The organism is Streptomyces sp. NPDC048257, assembly GCF_043201855.1.
GTDB lineage: Bacteria > Actinomycetota > Actinomycetes > Streptomycetales > Streptomycetaceae > Streptomyces.
In genome coordinates this window covers 433,961-451,604 of sequence record NZ_JBICZI010000003.1, presented here as the reverse complement: position 1 = coordinate 451,604, position 17,644 = coordinate 433,961, and the positions used below count along the sequence as shown (strand labels likewise).

Sequence of the window (17,644 nt, the reverse complement as noted above, 5' to 3'; positions counted from 1 at the left end):
CGGGGGTGGGGGCCGCCCCGCCCCGGCCGGGGGCCCCCCCCCCGCGCCCCCCCCCCCCCCCCGGCCCGCCCCCCCCCGCCCCCGGGGGGGGGGGGGGGGGGGCGGGCGCGGGACGGTCGCACCTATCGTGGAAGTGACCTCACGACCGGGCGGTGGCACGCGAACAGGTGGCTGTGGACGGATCCGGGATCGACTACCAGGCGGTCTTCCGCGCCCTGCCGGGCGCGGTCGCACTGCTGACCCCCGATCTGGTGTACCTGGACGTCAACGAGTCCTTCCTGTCGACGTCCGGCCGCACCCGCCCCCAGATCATCGGCCGGCACCTGTTCGACGTCTTCCCCGACAACCCCGCCGATCCGGCGGCGACCGGCATGCGCAACCTGCGCGCCTCACTGGAACGGGTCGTGGCCACCGGGGATCCCGACAGCATGGCCGTGCAGCGCTACGACGTGGAGGATCCGGACGGGTCAGGGGTGTGGCAGGAACGCTACTGGAGCCCCGTCAACGTGCCCGTCCTCGCCCCCGACGGCACCGTGGCGCTGCTGCTGCACCGCGCGGAAGAGGTCACCGAACTCATCCGGGCCACCGGAGCGCGCAGCGGCCAGGACCACGCCGCGGTGCTGGAGACCGAGATCTACACCCGCGCCCGGGAGCTCCAGACGGTCAACGAACGCCTGCGCCTCTCCCACGCCCACGATCGCGACGTGGCCCTCCACCTCCAGGAGGCCCTGCTGCCCGCGCTCACCCCGCTCGGCCACCACCAGGCCGCCGTGCGCTACCGCCCCGCCACCGTGGCCCTGAACGTGTGCGGCGACTGGTACGACCTCGTCGACCAGCCCGGCCGCACCGCCGTCGCCGTCGGCGACGTCGTCGGCCACGGACTGCGCGCGGCCGGCGTCATGGGCCAGCTCCGCAGCGCCCTGTCGGCGGCCTCCCGCGTCGCCACGGGGCCGGGCCAGGCCCTGGAGGTCCTCGGCCTGTACGCGCGCTCCGTCGACGGCGCCGAGTCCACCACCGCCGTGTCCGTCTTCATCGACTGGAACACCCGCACCCTCACCTACAGCAGCGCCGGCCACCCGCCGCCCCTGCTCTGCCACCCCGACGGCACGGTCACCTACCTCGACCAGGCCACCGACCCCCCGCTCGGTGCCCGGCCCGAGCACACCCGCCGTCCCGAGGACCGGCTCGCCTTCACCGAGGGCTCCACCCTCGTCCTCTACACCGACGGGCTCATCGAACGCCGCCGCGAGGACATCGACGTCGGCCTGGGCAGGCTGGCCGACTCCCTCGTACGGCACCGCACCGCCACCGCCGAGGAGCTCGCCGACGCCCTGCTGGCCGAGCTGATCCCCTCGGCCGGCATCACCGACGACACGGCGCTGGTCGTCCTGCGGCTGTGACGGCCCCGGGGGCGCGAAATCGAAGGCCCACCGTCCCCGGCTGCATAGGCTCACCCCATGCCGAGCCCAGAACTCCAGCGCGTCCACGCCTTCCTGTCGGACTTCGCCCGCCGCCAGGCCGCGCGTACCAAGGCCCTTCCCGGAGGGTTCGCCGTGTACGACGACGCGTTCGCCCAGTCCCGCGCGAACAACCAGGTCGTCATCGACGCGCCCGTCGACCCCGAGGCGCTGCCGGCCCTCGCGGACGAGGCACTGGGGGAACTGCCGCACCGGCTGATCTCCGTACTCGACGACGAAACCGGCCGGGCGTGCGCGGAGCCGCTGGTCCGGGCCGGATACACCCACTCCACGTACCTCGTCATGCTGCACACGGGCCCGGTGCCGGAGGGCGGACGCGCACAGGAGGTGGACCTCGACGCGCTGCGCGTTCCGCTGACCCGGCGCTGGAGGGGCTTCCTCCCGGACGCCGACGACGAGGTCCTGCGCCAGCTCGTCGACCGACGTGAGGTCCGCCGGCGCGGGGCGGACGTCGTGCGCTTCATCGGTGCCCGTACGGAGGCGGGCGAGGTCGCCTCCTGGGCCGATCTCTACGTCGACCGGGCGACCGGCACGGCCCAGATCGAGGACCTGATCACCTCGGAGGCCCACCTCGGGCGCGGCCACGCCGACGCCGTACTGGCCGGCGCCCTGAGCCTGGCCGCCGCCGACGACTGCGACTTCCGATTCCTGATCGCCGAGGCCATGGACTGGCCTCGCCACTGGTACGAGCGACGCGGCTTCACCGTCGTCGGCCACACGCACGGCTTCGAACGCGGCTGATTCCGCTCCTACTCGAGCTGCGCCGACCGTACGCCGGTGACGTCGGCGGTGGGCTGTTCCGGTGGTCCCGTACGCGGGTTGGCGGCCGGAGGGCGAGGGTGCGGCGGCCTTGCCGCATGGGGGGACCATGCTGAGGGTGCCGTGCGGCCCGGCCGCTCCCACCGTCCTTCGATCCCGGCCCGCCGGGAAGCTACGGAGACCGATGTCCCCGACCGTCGCCCCCGAAGCCACTGCCGCGGCCCTGCTGCGCCGCCCCCAGCTGTGGTTGGTCCCCACGATCCTCACGGGGCTGCTCGCCCTGCTGCTGTCGCTGCTCTACATGGGCGGCATCGTCAATCCCAACGCGGACCTGCACGACCTGCCCATCGCCCTGGTCAACGAGGACACGGGCAAGCCGCCGCCCGGGCAGCAGCAGAACCTGGGCACGCAGATCACGGCCGCCATCTCCTCCGACCCCGCGGGCGGCAAGGCGGGCTGGCGCGAACTGACCCGCGCTGGGGCCCAGGACCAACTCGACTCCGGCAAGGTCTACGGCGCGCTGGTGGTACCGGCCGGCTTCACGGACTCCGTTGCAGCGCTCCCCACGTCCGGGGCCACGAAGCGGCCGACCATCACCGTGCTCACCAACCCCGGCAAGGGAAGCCTCGGATCCTCGCTGGCCGCTCAGATCACGACGCAGGCCGCCCACCGTGCGTCCCGCGCCGTCGGCGAACAGCTCACGGCAGCCGCCGGCGCCCAGGCGGGTGCCACCGCGAAGCTGCTGCTCGCCGACCCGGTCGACGTCGTCACACAGGTCGGCCACCCGATCGGCACGCACACCGGCCTCGGCCTGACGGCCTTCTACTACACCCTGCTGCTGGTGCTGGCCGGTTTCATGGGCGGCAACGTCATCAGCAACGGCGTGGACACCGCCCTCGGCTACGCCGACAACGAGATCGGACCCTGGCACACCCGCCGCCCGACGGTGCCGATCAACCGTACTCAGACGCTGCTGCTCAAGATGGTGATGACGGCGGGCATCACGCTCGTCAGCACCTCGCTGGTGATGCTGGCGTGCGTCGCCATCCTGGGGATGGACGCCTCGCACTTGCCCCTGCTGTGGATCTACTCCTACTGCGCGGCCCTCGCCGTCGGCCTGGGCGTGCAGGCCATCAACGCCGCGTTCGGCGGGATCGGCCAGCTCGTGTCGATGTTCGTGTTCATCGTGCTGGGTCTGCCATCGTCGGGCGCGACCGTCCCGCTGCAGGCGGTCCCGGGCTTCTACCGCTTCCTCTCGCACTTCGAACCGATGCGTCAGCTCAGCGACGGCGTACGCGCGATCCTCTACTTCGACGCCCGCGGCGACGCGGGGCTCACCCGCTCCTGGATCATGATCGCGATCGGCATCGTACTGGCCCTGCTCTTCGGCTTCGCCATGACCGCCTACTACGACCGCAAGGGTCACAAGCGGCTCACGCCGCAGCCCGCCTGACGTCGCCCGGGCGGCCGGGTGCACATACCTGTAGCGCCTCGGGGTACACGGCAGGTGAGGACCCCAAGGAGGCGACATGTCAGCGTTGTTGACCCGTATCAAGCAGTTCGCGCGCAGCCCGCAGGGGCAGCGGGCCGCCGCGTCGGTCCGGCGGGCCGCCGCCGACCCCCGCAAGCGCGCACAGGCCGGACGGCTGCTGAACCGCCTGCGCGGGCGGCGTTGATGCCACGGCGGGGGTAGCCTGACCGGCGCCCCCGCCGTAGCTTCGCGGAACCGGCCGGACGCTCAGCCCGCGCGTTCGATGCGTGCGCGGCGGATCAGGTTCTTGCCCGGTTCCCGTACCTTGTCGAAGGCCGCGTTGTTCAGCAGGGCGCAGCTGCCTGACGGGCCGTTGACGGTCACCGTGGTCGCTTGGCCGTTGTCCAGGTTGGTCACCTTCAGCTTCGTCCCGACCGGGAACGTCCCGCTGGTCGCCGCCGGCGCACCCGCCTCGCCCGACAACGTCACCGTCGACCCGGGACACACCACCTCCCCGGTCGCCGGCGGCACCTTCACACCCGGCGCGCCGACCGCACCCGCCGCAGGGCCCGGCGCGGCACCGCCACCGCTGCCGGGCACGCGTTCGATGCGTGCGCGGCGGATCAGGTTCTTGCCCGGTTCCCGTACCTTGTCGAAGGCCGCGTTGTTCAGCAGCACGCAGCTGCCCGACGGGCCGTTGACCGTGACCGTGGTCGTTTGGCCGTTGTCCAGGTTGGTCACCTTCAGCTTCGTCCCGACCGGGAACGTCCCGCTGGTCGCCGCCGGTGCACCCGCCTCGCCCGACAACGTGACCGTCGACCCCTGACACACGACATCGGGGGCGGCGGCGTTGCCCGTCGCCACCGTGGCGATGACCCCGCCGGCCACGAGGGATCCCGTGACGACAGAGAGCACGAGCTTCTTCTTGAGACTCATAGTCCGTTTCCTGGACACGTGACGCTCCTCGATCCGATGGACGCTGTCCCCCCGACGTCCTGCATACGGCTGGCATCACGCGCCAGTTCAGTCCTGTTGCCTTTTTACGAATCAAGCCGTGAGGAGGTTTAGGGCGCTGCGCGGCGGCGCGCCCGCGCGGCCCGTGGCTGCGGGACCACGGGCGAAGAGGCAGGTCACAACCCCAACGCCCAGGGAGCCGAGGTGCGTCCGGCGGTCACCCCGACCCTCTCGACCGACAGGGGGGCGAGGCGACCAAAGGCAGTCTTAAGGTTCGCTTGATCCGCCCTTAACCGAGCCCGCGCACCCGGACACCCCCTAGGGGAGCGCGCTGGTCACGCCGTCGACGATCATCATCCACATCGGCTGGGCGCCGGTGCCGAATGCCGAGGCGAGCGCGTACCCGATCGCGGCGTCGGCCGGCCGGAGCTCGCAGTCCTCCCGCCAATCGGCGATGACCGTCTCGTCACCGTCGGAGGAGAAGTCGCCCAGGTGGAGGCCGTCGCGGGTCAGCCGGCTGCTCGGGACGGAGTCCGGGACCAGACGGTACTCGGCGCCGCCGTACTCGACGTCCACCCGGTACGAGTGCCGGCTGAGCCGGCCCTTCGCCGGCAGCAGCCCGACCTCCACGCCCTCGATCCGCATCGTGAGGTGCGCCGGGTCGCGGGTGCCGATGGCGATCTGCGGGTCCGCCTCCGCTGCCGGGTCGCGTTCCAGGGTCACGCGGGGGATCGCGTCGCCGTCGACCTCGAGGCGGTCCTGGCCGGTCTGGCGGACAGTGATCGCACCGAAGCGCGTGTCCTCGATGGGTGCTCGGTCTATCTCGTTCACGTTCACAGGTATGCGTCGCTTCGGTGGGTGGGGTGGGTGGTGAACTGGCGAAGCCATGAGGGACTTTCCGCGCCACCTTACCGGCGGCGATCATGGAGTCGGCTGCGTCGATGGCGTACCCGGTGGGCAGTTGGACGTCCGCCTCGTCCGACATGGACCAGCCGTCGAACGGGGCGGTGCTCTCCGGTTCCGGCTCCGGCTCCGGCGTCGGAGCCGTGGGCGTGCCGCCGCTGTCGGCCGCGTGCACGGCCGCGAGCGCCGCCGCCAGTCCGCGGGCCAGCGCGAGTGCCGACGCTTCGGGGAACGGGCCGTCGGCGAGCGACATCCCGGGTACGAACACCGTGCTCAGCCACGGCATCGGGTCGTCCACACCGGCGGCGAGGACCTGCGCGGTGAACCGCCCGTCCACCGCCCGTGCGGCGGCGACCTCACGGGCGAAGCGGCGCCTGAACTCCGGATCCCGGGCCAGCTCGGGATGGACGACCTTGACGGCCGCGCTCCGTCCGCCGGGCGTCCGGGCCAGATAGACCCGGCCCATGCCTCCGCTGCCGAGCCGTGCGACGACGTGGTAGGGCCCTGCCCGTATGGGGTCACCCGGTATCAATGCGTCCACTTGACCCCCGCATCGCGCCAGTCCGGCCGGATTCTAGTGGCGCGCAGCATGGTCATGCAGGCGTTTGCGGGTCGCCGCCCGGGCGCCGGAGAGGCTCCGGCGCCCGGGTCGACGCCGTGCTTCGGCGGTTCGGCGGCTCAGCGGCTGCTGGTCAGGTACCCGCCCATGGTGGTGAAGTAGTCGGTGGCGGGCATCTCCTCGCCGTCCTCGGTGCGCACCCGGGTGATGGCGAGGCCATGGTTGCGGCCGGTGCGGGCATCGGATCCGGCCACGATCACGACGCCTTCGCCCTCGCAGTAGAACACGCGGCCGGGCGTGCCGCCGTAGCGGCCCTCGGAGACGGCCGCGGCCAGGACCTCCAGGCGCGTGCCGCGGTGGAAGGTGAAGGCGCTCGGGTAGGGGGCGGACTGGGCGCGGACGAGCCGCTGGAGGTCCTCGGCCGGCCAGTTCCAGTCGATGCGGATGTCCCGCTCCGAGCGCTTGTGGAAGAAGCTCGCCTGCGACCGGTCCTGGCGGGTGAACTCGGTCTCGCCCGCGGCGATCCGGCCCAGGGCGCCGACGGTGACCGGCGCGATCAGGTCGACCGTCTTGTGGAACAGGTCGGTGGCGGTGTCCGCCGGGCCGACCGGTACGGCGCGCTGGACCACGATGTCGCCCGCGTCGAGCTCGTCGTTCATCAGGTGGGCGGTAACGCCGACTTCGGACTCGCCGTTGATCAGTGCCCAGATCAGCGGTGAGAAGCCGGCGTACTTCGGCAGCAGCGAGTCGTGCACGTTGAGGGTGCCGTGGCGGGGCAGGTTGAAGATGCGCGGAGGGATCCACGTACGCCAGTTGTTCGCCACGATGATGTCCGGTTCCGCCTCCTTGAGCCGGGTGAAGAGCTCTTCGTCGTCGGGGCGGTTGCGGATCAGCACCGGAACGCCGTGGTCGTCGGCGAGATCGGCGACCGAGTCGCTCCAGATCTTCTCGTAGGCGTGCTCGCTCTTGGGGTGCGTCACGACCAGAACGACATCGTGTTCGGACTCCAGCAGAGCCTGCAGGGTGCGGTGCCCCCACGTCTGATAGCCGAACATGACGACCCGCATGGGGTTCCTCCTCGGAGCGGCGACAGATTCCAGATTGAGTAAAGCAAGGCTTACCTAACTCCGCAACGGGGCCTTTTTTGAAGACAGTTCAGCTCGCAATCGCCGGTGACTCGATCTGATTTGCCCATCGACAGGTCCATGGCATCAGGTTAGCCTTCCCTAAGTTTCCTTCGGGCTCCGCTCCTTCGGCTGCCCTGCCCTCGGTTCCCCCACGCATGGCAATCGGCTGCCCCCGCACGATTTGGGAGTGACATGTCACAGGATCTGTCCGATGATGCGCCACTGATCCACGACCTCATCGGCATCGGCTTCGGACCCTCGAACGTGGCCATGGCGATCGCGCTCAGCGAGCACAACGCCGGCGTCGGACGGCAGGAGGCGGTCACCGCCCACTTCTTCGAACAGCAGCCCCGCTTCGGCTGGCACCGCGGCATGCTGATCGACGACGCCACGATGCAGGTGTCCTTCCTCAAGGACCTGGTGACACTGCGCAACCCGGCGAGCGAGTACAGCTTCCTCTGCTACCTCCAGAGCCGCGGCCGCCTGATTGACTTCGTCAACCACAAGAACCTCTTCCCGCTGCGCGTGGAGTTCCACGACTACTTCGAGTGGGCCGCGGCCAAGGTCGACGACATGGTCTCCTACGGGTCCGAGGTCGTCGCCGTACGTCCCGTCCTGCGCGACGGAGCGATCGAGTACCTGGACGTGACCGCCCGCTCCGGCTCCGAACTGGTGGTCCACCGGGCGCGCAACCTGGTCATCGGCACCGGCCTGCGACCGCAGATGCCGGAGGGCGTGGAACGTACCGAGCGGATCTGGCACACCTCGGAACTGCTCACCCGCGTCGCGGCGCTGGAGAGCGTGGACCCGTCCCGGTTCGTCGTCGTCGGCGCCGGCCAGAGCGCCGCCGAAAACGTGGCCTTCCTGCACCGCACCTTCCCCCGCGCCGAGGTGTGCGCGGTCTTCTCCCGCTACGGCTACAGTCCCGCCGACGACAGCGGCTTCGCCAACCGGATCTTCGACCCCTCGGCGGTCGACGAGTACTTCACCGCCCCCGAGGAGATCAAGCGCAAGCTGATCGACTACCACGCCAACACCAACTACTCCGTGGTGGACATCGACCTGATCGACGACCTCTACCGGCAGGAGTATCAGGAGAAGGTCCTCGGCACCGAGCGGCTGCGCTTCCTGAAGGTCTCGCGCCTCGCGGACGTCGCCGAGACCCCCGGCCACGTACGCGTCACGGTCGAGTCGCTGGTCACGGGAGAGAAGGAGACCCTGGAGGCCGACGCGCTGGTCTACGCGACCGGATACCGCTCGGCGGACGGACTCGGACTGCTCGGCGACGTGGAGAAGTACTGCCGACGGGACGACCTCGGCCGCGTCCGCGTCGCCCGCGACTACCGTGTCGTGAACGAGCCCGAACTGCGCTGCGGCATCTACCTCCAGGGGGGAACGGAGCACACGCACGGCATCACGTCCTCCCTGCTGTCGAACACCGCCGTCAGGGTCGGCGAGATCCTCCAGTCCATCGTCGCCCACGGCCGCGTACCGGTACCGGCCTCGCGCACGGCGCCCACCCCCTGAGGACCCGACCCCATGCTCAGCACCAGGCTGACGAACGCCACCTTCCTCACCATGGACCCCGACCACCCCGTAGCCCACGACCTGGGCATCTGGCGCGGCCGGATCGTGGGCCTCGACGAAGCCGTCACCGCACTGCCCGCCCGCGAGGTGGTCGACCTCCAGGGCGCCACCGTGCTCCCCGGATTCATCGACGCGCACGTGCACCTGGCCTGGACCGGCCTGAAGGCGTCCACCCCCAGCGTGGCCCCCTGCGAGCGCGCCGAGGACGTGCTCGCCGTCGTCGCCGAGGCGGTGGCCCGCAGACCGCGGGGCGCATGGGTGGACATCGCGGGCTACGACCAGCGGGCCCTCGGCCGGCACCTCACCGCCGCCGAACTGGACAAGGTCAGCGACGGCCGCAGGATCTTCATGCTGCACGACTCGGGACACGGCTGCGTGGTCAACAGCGCGGTCCTCGACCTGCTCCCCGGCGAACTCGCCCACGGCGAGGGCTTCCTGGCGGAGAGCGCGATGACCGCCGCGCGGCGGCTGCGCCTGCCCTACTCGCAGGAGGAGATCGCCGACGCCATCGAGCACGCCGGCCGCGCCTGCCTCGCCGAAGGCGTCACCGCCTGCGCCGAGGCGGGCATCGGCGGCGGCCTGCTCGGCCACAGCCCGGTCGAGCTCGGCGCGTACCAACTCCTGCGCGACCAGGGACGGCTGCCGCTGCGGGTCCAGCTCATGGCGGCCGCCGACACCCTGCGACCCGTGGCCGCGCACGCCTCCGACGGGATCCCGCGCGCCCTCGACCTCGGCCTGCGCACCGGCTTCGGCGACGACTGGCTCTCCCTCGGCGCGCTCAAGGTCTACACCGACGGCGGCATGATGGCCCGTACGGCCGCACTCACCCGCCCCTACGAAGGTGCGGACCACGCAGGCGAGTTCCAGGACTCCCCCGAGCGGATCACCGACACCATCGTCGACGGCCACCTCGCCGGCTGGCAGCTCGCCGTGCACGCCATCGGGGACCGCGCCGCCGACCTGGCCCTGGACGCCCTGGAACGGGCCCAGCGGCTACGACCCCGGCCGACCGCCCGGCACCGGATCGAACACGCCGGCCTGATCCGGCCCGACCAACTGGCGCGCTTCGCCCGCCTCGGCGTCAGCGCGGTGGTCCAGCCGAACTTCCTGCGCTCCTTCGGCGACGACTACGCAGCCGTCATGGGCCCGGACCGAGCCCCCTGGCTGTACCGGGGCCGTGGATTCCTCGACCACGGCGTCACCCTGGTCGGCAGCTCCGACCGCCCCGTCACCGACGGATCCCCCTTGAGGGCCATCCAGTTCATGGTGGAACGGGCTTCGGCATCCGGCCACCTCATCGGCCCGGACGAGAACATCACCGTGGAACAGGCCCTGCACGCCTACACGGTGGCGGGCGCCTTCGCCTGCCACTGGGACACCGACGCGGGCACCCTCACCCCGGGCCACCGCGCGGATCTGGCGGTACTGGCCGACGACCCCCGCACGGTCGACCCCTCACGGATCGGAGCGATCGAGGTCGTGACCACGTACGTGGACGGCAAGCCGACCCAGGCTCCTTAGGGGCATGACTCCTCGTTCTTCACGGTACCGAAGTCGATCTTCGTGTCGGTGCTGGTGGCCGCGCCGGGGGCCGGGGTCTGCGTGCAGACCTTCCAGTTCCGGTCGAGGACCTGATTGCGGTTCTTGCCGAGCGAGTCGTGCGAGGAGAGCACGTAGAACCCTGCCGCCTGCGCACCGTCCTGGGCGTCCTGGAGGACCCGACCGACGAAGTCGGGGACGGTGGCGACGGCGGCCGCCGGCTTTCCCGCCTTCGGCGGCAGGGGGGCGCCAGTGGCCGGGGCGAGCGTGGCAGCCGTGGTCGCGGAGGGGGAGCCGGGCACCGGGCTGGTGCTGGTGCCGCTGCCGGCGGCCTGGGGGTCGCACCCGGTGAGGCCGAGGCATCCGGCGGCGGCGAGCAGGGCGATGGCGTGGTGTGTGCGCATCCCGCCACTCTGGCGGGGCGCGGGCGGGTGTGTGGGGCTTTGACCAGTCTGTGACGCGCCGAACCGCAGCCGGTGCAGTCCCCGGCCCCGTACCGTTCGGCGGGACCTCGACCGGAACCCGGCACGCGCATGTACGCCGTGCGGCGTGCACGCGACGACTGCCTTACGGGCGGCCGGACGGAGGGTCGGAGTCACTGCGTTCCCTGGTTCTCGTTGGTGGAAGGGACGGTGCGTGTGCTCCAGAAAGGTCAGGAGCGTGACAAGTCGGTGCAAGGGGGCCCGTGTGCACCGGCCGGGCCCGCCCCGGGGCCGTCCCGCGGTCGCGGTGGCGGACTACGACGGTGACGGTGGCGGCGAGGAAGACGCATTGCACGGCCGTGCGGGGGCCGAGCCGGTCCCACCAGGACGCGGCGCCGTCGGCCGCGTACACGTTGGCGGGGAACATCACCACCAGCATCGCGCTGAGCGCGGCGGCCGAGCGCAGGGCGGTCCTCGACCACAGCAGCCCGACTGCGCAGGCGAGTTCGGCGATACCGGTCAGGGTGACGAGCAGCCCCGGCGCCGGCAGGGCCGACGGCACCATGGCGATGATCTCCTCGCGCATCCCGACGAAGTGCGCGGTCCCGGTGAGCGTGAACATGGCCGCCAGGCCGCCTCTCAGCGCAGCGGCCGGCCGGCGGGGCCGTGCTGCCCCGAGCGCCCTGGCGAGCAGCAGCAAGCCGGTGACGGCGATGAGGACGACGAACGGTTCCATGTGTGTCTCCCTTTTCCGGGCCTGCTGCCGATCAGGAGTCGCCGGCCGGGTCGCCGGCCTGGTCGCCGACCACGGCAGCGGCCGACCTGCGGATGACGTCCGGATCGATCTGCTGGATCTGTACGACGACCCCGTCCGGGTCGGTGACGCGGACACTGCGGCCGAAGTTCTCCTCGACGAGCTCGCACGGATAGCCGCTGCGTTCGAGCCGCTGCGCGACGTCCTCCAGCGGCTCGTCCGTGGTGAAACCGAGTTCGGTGGTGGCGGGCGGCCGGCCCTGCGAGACGGCGGCGGCGTGGACGCCGACGGCCCCGGCGGCAGCGGTCAGCCGGACCCAGACCGCCGCGCCCGGCTCCTGCTGGACGGCGAGTCCCAGCCCGGCGTAGAAGTCCCGGGACGCCTCGACGTCGGCCACGTACCTGATCGGAAGAACGGTCAACATGGTGTGTCTTTCTGGTCGTTGTCTCTGCTGCCCACCAGCGTCCGCGTCGGCGCCCTCCTGAGCGCTGTAGAGTCGCCGCAATCGTCGCGATCGGACGTTCGAAGGGGGTGCGGTGGCGCAATCGGCCACACTCGACACGCTGGATCGCCGTCTGATCCACGCCCTTCAGATCGACGGGCGCGCCTCGTTCAGCCGGATCGCCGGCGTCCTCGGGGCCCCGGAGCGCACCGTCACCCGTCGCTACCACCGCCTGCGTTCGGCCCTGGTGGTCCGCGTGGTCGGGCTCGTGGACAGCAGCCGGATCGGCAAACTCGACTGGCTCGTCCGCATCGACTGCACCCCTGACGCCGCCGACGCGGTGACGGCCGTGCTCGTGCGACGGGGAGACACCTCGTGGATCGCCCCGCTCGCCGGCGGTACGCGTCTGACCTGCATGGTCCGCACCCCGACAGCGGGATCGGACGGCGGACGCCCGCTGTTCGACCACTTGCTGCGAACGCCGGGGGTCCGGGACGTGGAAGCGAGCTGCCTGCTGCGCCCGGTCGCCGGGGTCGGCGGCTGGGCAGGCCGGACGAGAGCGCTGGAGGCGCCCGAGCAGACGGCCCTCCTCGACCCCGTACCCGAGCCACGGACGGACGACCCGGAGGCGGCCCGCGCCGAGGCCGACTGGGGTGAGGCGGAGGAACGGCTGGCCGGGGCGCTGGCTCTGGACGGCAGGGCGGACATCGCGCAACTCGCCACCGTCACCGGGTGGTCGGCCTCGACCGTGCGCCGCCGCATCGCCGCCCTCAGGGCCGCCGGAGTACTGCATTTCGAGGTGGACGTGGACCCGTCCCACTTCGGCTTCCCCCTGGAGGCGCTGCTGTGGCTGGAGGTGGCGCCGGCCGGGCTGGCCGAGGTGACGCAGGCGCTGTCCCGCCACACCGCGGTTGCCTTCGCCGCCGTCACCACGGGCCGGGCGTCGGTCTTCGCGATGGTCCAGTGCCGCGACACCGCCGCCCTGTACGACTACCTGGCCGGCGACCTGGCCGCGCTGCCCGGCATCGGGCGGGTGGAGAGCGCCCTCATCCACCGCCGCGCCAAACGTGCGGGCCCGCTCCTCCTCCCGGCGACGTCACCGCGGCCGGCCGAACGGGGCCCGGGCCGGCCCCTGAGGCGCTGACCCGGCGGATCGGCGGCCCTCCGCCACGGCCGACCCGCTCGAGGCTTTTCGTCACGGCCTCCTTGCCTCCGACGACGCTCGCGGTCGGGCCCGGCTCGGTCCGTCCGCGCAACCCCGGTGACACGGTCTGCTGCGGGGTGGAGAATCGGACGGGCCGGGGTGGGGCCGAGGGGCGGGGGCGCTGATGGGTCGGGCACTGCGCGTGGGGTTCGTGGTTCTGCTGGTGGGGTTCGCGCTCTGGTACGCCTCGTACTACACCACCATCGCGGTCTGGGAGTTGCGCAAGCTCTTCGCCTGGTTCGCCCTGCCCCTGCTGGCCGCGGCGGGTACGGCGGTGGCGTGGCTGGTGGTGGGACGGCTGCGGCGGCGTGCCGGGCGCGGCGCGGGTGCCGGGAACGCGGCCGTCGCCCTCGGGTGCCTGGGCGCCGTCGTCGGGCTGGGCCTCACCGTCGGCTGGCTGGTGTACGGCTCGTACCTCCAGGACCGGGCGTACATGGCGACCGCGCGGGTCGTGACCGAGCCCGTACCGGGTCTGGCGGCCCGGGTGCCGTACGTGGCCGGCCAGGCGCAGGCCGCTCCGCACCTCGGCGATGTCACCGGCGAGATCTCCGACATCACCTACCTGCCCGACTCGGACCGCTTCGCCACCTTGGTCGAGCGGCGCGGGTGGCTGTCCGGGTACGAGGTCGGCCTCGTGCAGGACGTCCCCCTCGGCGGCGAGAGCCGCAGCCAGGAACGCTGCCCGTTCGACGTGTCCGTGGCGGACGCGAGGATCAGCGGCTGGTTCACCCACAACCTCGGCAGGAAGATCTCGGCCGAGAAGCGGTGGGTCCGCTTCGAGGCCGGCGACGTCTACGTGACCTGCTCGGGCGGTACACCGGTGGTGGTCGTCCCGCTCAAGCGGCAGACCGGGCTCCTGGTGGTGACCGAGCGCCCCGCCGGTGTCGCGCTCTACGACGGGCGGACCGGAAAGCTCACCGTCACCAGCGACACCTCCGCCGTTCCCGGTCCGTCCTATCCGATCAGCCTCGCCGCCCGTCAGCGGGAGGGAACGGCGGCGGTGGGCGGCTTCAGCGACTGGTGGTTCGAGCGCAGCGGCTGGGACGCCTCCGAGGACGGCGCCAACGAGGGCAACGAGTCCGAGTTCACCTTGCGGTACCGCGACGAGGGCGGGCGCAGCGCGTACGTCACCCCGCTCACGCCGCAGGGCGAGGCGAGTTCGGTCGTGGCCGTTTCGACGGTGCCCACCCGCCACGAGGGCGGCGGGCTCGCGCCCATGACCGTCCACCGCCTCGCTCCGGCGTGGTCCTCGCCGAAGGCGCTCGTGGCCCTGATCAAGGCCGAGTACCGGGACGTCTGCTGCTACAACGACGACCAGGTCTTCGAGGTCGTACCCACCGGGGGCGGCACCTGGACGGCCACCGTGGGCAGCGAGCAGAACGTCCGCTACCGGGTGGAGGGGAAGGGCCAGGTGGGCGGCCGTGAGGCGACCTGCCTGAAGGCCGCCGACGGAGCGCTCATCCGGTGCGCGTACGCGGTGCCCGGCTCGCCCGAGGAACAGGAGCTCAAGCGCCGGGAGCAGCAGAAACAGCAACAGCAGGAGGGCGCGAAGAGTCCGGGGGATCCCGGCGACCTGAAGGGCTACACGAACGAGCAACTGGCCGAACTCCAGCGCCGTATGACCGAGGAGATCGGCCGCCGCCTGAAGGCGGGGCCGAACCCCTGACGTTCGCATGCGGCCGCCGATGCCGTCGGCCGGTGGAGCCGGTCGTTACGGGCGGGGGTGGAGGGGGATCGGGACGCGGGGCAGGTCGATGCCGAAGTGGGTCCGGTAGGCCGCGAGGACCTCGGCGTCGTCGGTCAGGGTCCGTCGGGTCCGTTCCCCGCCGTCCGTGACGGTTAGTTCGCGGTCGCTGAGGGTGATCCGGCCGGTCTCCGTCAGCAGGGAGCACACCGGCTTGCGGGTGAACCCCGACGCGGGGGAGGTGCTGTGCCACCACGCGCCGGCCACGAAGTCGGACAGGACCCGGGGGCGCGTCTCCAGCCGGTACTGGGGCACGCCGTTCTGCAGGACGTCGAGGTCCCCTTCCGGGCCGTCGGCCGGCACGAGCCGGAACACCCCGCCCGGGTCGTGCTGCTCGCCGCGTTCGCCGAAGGCCAGCGGGTAGTGGCTGTGGTCGCCGAAGCCCACGTCCACCAGCCACGGGCGGCCGTCCTCGCTCTCCACGCGCAGCGCCAGGTGGTCGTAGGGGACGCCCTGCGCGCCGCCGGCCGCGTACACCCGGGCCTGGAGCAGCTCCACCCGGTAGCCCAGGGACCGCAGCAGCAGCGCGAACGCACCGTTCAGCTCGTAACAGAACCCGCCGCGGCCGCCGAGCAGCAGCTTGTCGAGCAGTTCGTCCCCCTCGAGCACGATCTCCTGGCCCAGGTGGATGGACAGGCTCTCGAAGGGGACGGCCCGCAGGTGCCCCAGGTGCAGGTCACGCAGGGCTGCCGGGCTCGCCGACCCAGGACGCCCCGCCCCGATCCGCCGCAGGTACGCGTCAACCCGTGACGCGGGGAGATCTTCCATGCCGGTACTCTCGCAACCCGCCCCCGCCCCCGCCATACCCGGTTGGACCTAGGTCGTTCGGCCGACCGCCCGCGGTGCGCGTGACGCGGGTCACGGGACAGGAGTGACAACGGAGATGGGCACCCGGGCGCGGTCCGGGGATCCGGACGCCTAGGCGGAGCTGTTCGACAGCTACGCCCGCATCCTCCACAACCATGCCTTCCGGATCCCGGGGACTGGGCCACCGCGGAGGACGTCATGTCGGCGGCCTGCACGGAGGCCTGGCGGCTGCGCGGCACGGTCGACCCCGAGGGCGGCTCCCTCCGGCCCTGGCGCCTCACGATCCCTGCCGGACGGCCGGGATCAGCTGGTTCAGCCGGTGCAGGTGATCGAGAAGGGTACCGGGTTGGAGGTGGCGCGGGTGGGGCTCTGGAGTTCCACGGCCATCCCGGTGGTCAGGGTGCCGCCCTTCGCGTAGGCCGTCAGGCGCACGGTGTCCTGTCCCGTCGGGTTGCTCTTGTCCCCGATCGACAGGGTGCGCCAGTGCGGATCCACCACCGAGCCGTCGCCGGACACCCAGCGGTAGGAGATCAGAGTCGGCTCGGACGCGCTGAACGTCGCGGTGAACGCCGGGGCCCGGCCTTCGGGGATCGGGCATCTCCCGGTGTAGGTCGTGTTCGCCCCCGCCACCGAGATCCGTACGCCCGTACCGGGTGCCGAGTCCTCGTCGTTGCCGGTGAGTGCGTAGGCGAGCCCGCCGGCGATCAGTACGCAGACGGTCGTGCCGGCCGTGACGAAGGCCGCCCTACGGCGCTTGCGGGGCGGGGCGGCGTGTGCCGCGTGCGCGGGCTCCGCCGTGCGGGGTGACGCTCCCGCGGCCGTGCCGGGTCCCTCGGGAGCCGGCAGGAGGGTGGCGGCGGACGTCGTGGTGGCGCCCGGTTCGTGGGCGATGTCCCGCAGCGCTTCGGCGACTTCGGCGGCGGGCGTCCGCTCGGCGGGCTCCTTGCGGAGCAGCCCGGCGATGACCGGGGCGAGCGGACCGGCCCGGGTCGGCACCGGCGGTTCCTCGTCCACGACGGCGCGCAGGGTGCTCAGCGCGGTGTCCTGCCGGAACGGCGAGATCCCCTCCACAGCCGCGTACAGCAGCACGCCGAGGGACCACAGATCGGACTCGGGGCCCGAGGGGCGGCCCAGCGCCCGCTCCGGCGGCAGGTACTCGGGGGAGCCGACCAGCTCGCCCGGCATGGTCAGGGCGGTGCTGCCCTCGACCACCGCGATACCGAAGTCGCTGAGCACCACCCGCCCGTCGTCGGCGAGCAGCACGTTCGCCGGCTTCACGTCCCGGTGCTCCACCCCGACGCCGTGCGCGGCACGCAGCGCGCCGAGCACCTCCGCGCCGATGTGCGCGGCGTGCCGCGGGGTGAGCGGCCCCTCGGCCCGCAGCAGATCGGCCAGCGACTGCCCGCGGACCAGTTCCATCACGATCCACGGCCGGTCGTCCTCCATGACCACGTCGTGGACCGTCACCACATTGCGGTCGGGTATCCGGGCCGCCGCCCACGCCTCCCGCTCCAGCCGGCTGTACATCCGCGCGATGTCGCCGGCCCGCAGACCGGCCGGGGCCCGCACCTCCTTGACGGCGACCTCCCGGTACAGGGTCTCGTCGCGGGCCCGCCACACGGTGCCCATGCCGCCCTCGCCGAGCCGGGACAGCAACCGGTAGCGGCCCGCGATCAGCCGTTCCCCGCCCGCTGCACCCGGCGCGGCCGCGGCGGTGACCGCGTCCCCGGTGATGGCTGAGCCGGTGGCCGCGAGCGCGGTCTGCGCCATGGTCTCCGCCACGGTCTCGGTCTCGGTTTCCTCGTTGTGCATGGGGGCGGTTCTCCCTCGAATTGCCAGCCGACGCAAACATCACGTGGCGACCGGGGCCCCGGTTCAGCGGGGAGCGGGGAAT

General features: G+C 72.2%; 15 protein-coding genes and 2 pseudogenes. 8 read left to right on the top strand and 9 right to left on the bottom strand.

Annotated features, from left to right (window positions below):
• Nucleotides 1–152: 152 nt before the first annotated feature.
• The 4 genes from ACGFZK_RS09745 (at nucleotide 153) to ACGFZK_RS09730 (ending at nucleotide 3,913) form a co-directional block, all read left to right on the top strand.
• Complete coding sequence (locus ACGFZK_RS09745) at nucleotides 153–1,400, top strand: PP2C family protein-serine/threonine phosphatase (RefSeq protein ID WP_393848315.1); 1,248 nt, start codon at nucleotides 153–155, stop codon at nucleotides 1,398–1,400.
• Between the two features lie 57 nt (nucleotides 1,401–1,457).
• Nucleotides 1,458–2,219, top strand: coding sequence for a GNAT family N-acetyltransferase (locus ACGFZK_RS09740; protein ID WP_393848314.1), 762 nt, complete (start codon nucleotides 1,458–1,460; stop codon nucleotides 2,217–2,219).
• A gap of 202 nt (nucleotides 2,220–2,421) precedes the next feature.
• Nucleotides 2,422–3,690, top strand: a complete 1,269-nt coding sequence (locus tag ACGFZK_RS09735; RefSeq protein ID WP_393848313.1) for a YhgE/Pip domain-containing protein — start codon at nucleotides 2,422–2,424, stop codon at nucleotides 3,688–3,690.
• A gap of 76 nt (nucleotides 3,691–3,766) precedes the next feature.
• The gene (locus ACGFZK_RS09730) at nucleotides 3,767–3,913 is read left to right on the top strand and encodes a hypothetical protein (protein WP_393848312.1); all 147 of its coding nucleotides are present in this window, start codon (nucleotides 3,767–3,769) and stop codon (nucleotides 3,911–3,913) included.
• 392 nt (nucleotides 3,914–4,305) lie between these two features.
• Here ACGFZK_RS09730 and ACGFZK_RS09725 read toward each other — a convergent pair.
• From ACGFZK_RS09725 to ACGFZK_RS09710, 4 genes and pseudogenes are all read right to left on the bottom strand, one after another.
• Nucleotides 4,306–4,569: pseudogene (locus tag ACGFZK_RS09725) on the bottom strand (hypothetical protein); the annotation flags it as partial.
• Nucleotides 4,570–4,980: 411 nt separating this feature from the next.
• Complete coding sequence (locus ACGFZK_RS09720; protein WP_393848311.1) at nucleotides 4,981–5,493, bottom strand: hypothetical protein; 513 nt, start codon at nucleotides 5,491–5,493, stop codon at nucleotides 4,981–4,983.
• Nucleotides 5,494–5,740: 247 nt separating this feature from the next.
• Nucleotides 5,741–6,031, bottom strand: a pseudogene (locus ACGFZK_RS09715) (molecular chaperone); the annotation flags it as partial.
• A gap of 212 nt (nucleotides 6,032–6,243) precedes the next feature.
• Entirely contained in the window at nucleotides 6,244–7,191 is a 948-nt protein-coding gene (locus tag ACGFZK_RS09710; RefSeq protein ID WP_393848310.1) for a methionyl-tRNA formyltransferase, read from the bottom strand.
• A gap of 252 nt (nucleotides 7,192–7,443) precedes the next feature.
• Between ACGFZK_RS09710 and ACGFZK_RS09705 the strand changes: the two genes are divergently transcribed.
• Nucleotides 7,444–8,778, top strand: coding sequence for a lysine N(6)-hydroxylase/L-ornithine N(5)-oxygenase family protein (locus ACGFZK_RS09705; RefSeq protein ID WP_393848309.1), 1,335 nt, complete (start codon nucleotides 7,444–7,446; stop codon nucleotides 8,776–8,778).
• 12 nt (nucleotides 8,779–8,790) lie between these two features.
• Entirely contained in the window at nucleotides 8,791–10,359 is a 1,569-nt protein-coding gene (locus tag ACGFZK_RS09700; protein WP_393848308.1) for an amidohydrolase, read from the top strand.
• On the opposite strand, the gene ACGFZK_RS09695 is transcribed toward ACGFZK_RS09700, so the two are convergent.
• From ACGFZK_RS09695 to ACGFZK_RS09685, 3 genes are all read right to left on the bottom strand, one after another.
• A complete protein-coding gene (locus tag ACGFZK_RS09695; protein WP_393848307.1) occupies nucleotides 10,356–10,781 on the bottom strand; it encodes a PASTA domain-containing protein in 426 nt (141 codons plus the stop codon). The two genes, ACGFZK_RS09700 and ACGFZK_RS09695, sit on opposite strands and share 4 nt — an antisense overlap.
• Before the next feature lie 163 nt (nucleotides 10,782–10,944).
• Entirely contained in the window at nucleotides 10,945–11,535 is a 591-nt protein-coding gene (locus ACGFZK_RS09690) for a hypothetical protein (protein WP_393848306.1), read from the bottom strand.
• Nucleotides 11,536–11,566: 31 nt separating this feature from the next.
• Nucleotides 11,567–11,977 (bottom strand): VOC family protein, encoded by a 411-nt coding sequence (locus ACGFZK_RS09685; RefSeq protein WP_393848305.1) that lies wholly within the window; start codon nucleotides 11,975–11,977, stop codon nucleotides 11,567–11,569.
• A 112-nt stretch (nucleotides 11,978–12,089) separates the two neighbouring features.
• On the opposite strand from ACGFZK_RS09685, the gene ACGFZK_RS09680 reads away from it, so the two are divergent.
• Together ACGFZK_RS09680 and ACGFZK_RS09675 are read left to right on the top strand one after the other, a co-directional pair.
• Entirely contained in the window at nucleotides 12,090–13,139 is a 1,050-nt protein-coding gene (locus ACGFZK_RS09680) for an Lrp/AsnC family transcriptional regulator (protein WP_393848304.1), read from the top strand.
• Nucleotides 13,140–13,323: 184 nt separating this feature from the next.
• Complete coding sequence (locus ACGFZK_RS09675) at nucleotides 13,324–14,865, top strand: hypothetical protein (RefSeq protein WP_393848303.1); 1,542 nt, start codon at nucleotides 13,324–13,326, stop codon at nucleotides 14,863–14,865.
• A gap of 45 nt (nucleotides 14,866–14,910) precedes the next feature.
• On the opposite strand, the gene ACGFZK_RS09670 is transcribed toward ACGFZK_RS09675, so the two are convergent.
• Both ACGFZK_RS09670 and ACGFZK_RS09665 read right to left on the bottom strand, forming a co-directional pair.
• Complete coding sequence (locus ACGFZK_RS09670) at nucleotides 14,911–15,711, bottom strand: arylamine N-acetyltransferase (protein ID WP_393848302.1); 801 nt, start codon at nucleotides 15,709–15,711, stop codon at nucleotides 14,911–14,913.
• Between the two features lie 351 nt (nucleotides 15,712–16,062).
• Nucleotides 16,063–17,562, bottom strand: coding sequence for a serine/threonine-protein kinase (locus ACGFZK_RS09665; protein WP_393848301.1), 1,500 nt, complete (start codon nucleotides 17,560–17,562; stop codon nucleotides 16,063–16,065).
• Between the last annotated feature and the right edge of the window lie 82 nt (nucleotides 17,563–17,644).

What these genes read in the sequence shown, in the direction of transcription:
- ACGFZK_RS09740 (WP_393848314.1), top strand. Translation starts at nt 1,458, where the DNA reads ATGCCGAGCCCAGAACTCCAGCGCGTCCACGCCTTCCTGTCGGACTTC.
- ACGFZK_RS09735 (WP_393848313.1), top strand. Translation starts at nt 2,422, where the DNA reads ATGTCCCCGACCGTCGCCCCCGAAGCCACTGCCGCGGCCCTGCTGCGC.
- ACGFZK_RS09730 (WP_393848312.1), top strand. Translation starts at nt 3,767, where the DNA reads ATGTCAGCGTTGTTGACCCGTATCAAGCAGTTCGCGCGCAGCCCGCAG.
- ACGFZK_RS09710 (WP_393848310.1), bottom strand. Translation starts at nt 7,191, where the DNA reads ATGCGGGTCGTCATGTTCGGCTATCAGACGTGGGGGCACCGCACCCTG.
- ACGFZK_RS09705 (WP_393848309.1), top strand. Translation starts at nt 7,444, where the DNA reads ATGTCACAGGATCTGTCCGATGATGCGCCACTGATCCACGACCTCATC.
- ACGFZK_RS09700 (WP_393848308.1), top strand. Translation starts at nt 8,791, where the DNA reads ATGCTCAGCACCAGGCTGACGAACGCCACCTTCCTCACCATGGACCCC.
- ACGFZK_RS09695 (WP_393848307.1), bottom strand. Translation starts at nt 10,781, where the DNA reads ATGCGCACACACCACGCCATCGCCCTGCTCGCCGCCGCCGGATGCCTC.
- ACGFZK_RS09690 (WP_393848306.1), bottom strand. Translation starts at nt 11,535, where the DNA reads ATGGAACCGTTCGTCGTCCTCATCGCCGTCACCGGCTTGCTGCTGCTC.
- ACGFZK_RS09685 (WP_393848305.1), bottom strand. Translation starts at nt 11,977, where the DNA reads ATGTTGACCGTTCTTCCGATCAGGTACGTGGCCGACGTCGAGGCGTCC.
- ACGFZK_RS09675 (WP_393848303.1), top strand. Translation starts at nt 13,324, where the DNA reads ATGGGTCGGGCACTGCGCGTGGGGTTCGTGGTTCTGCTGGTGGGGTTC.
- ACGFZK_RS09670 (WP_393848302.1), bottom strand. Translation starts at nt 15,711, where the DNA reads ATGGAAGATCTCCCCGCGTCACGGGTTGACGCGTACCTGCGGCGGATC.
- ACGFZK_RS09665 (WP_393848301.1), bottom strand. Translation starts at nt 17,562, where the DNA reads ATGCACAACGAGGAAACCGAGACCGAGACCGTGGCGGAGACCATGGCG.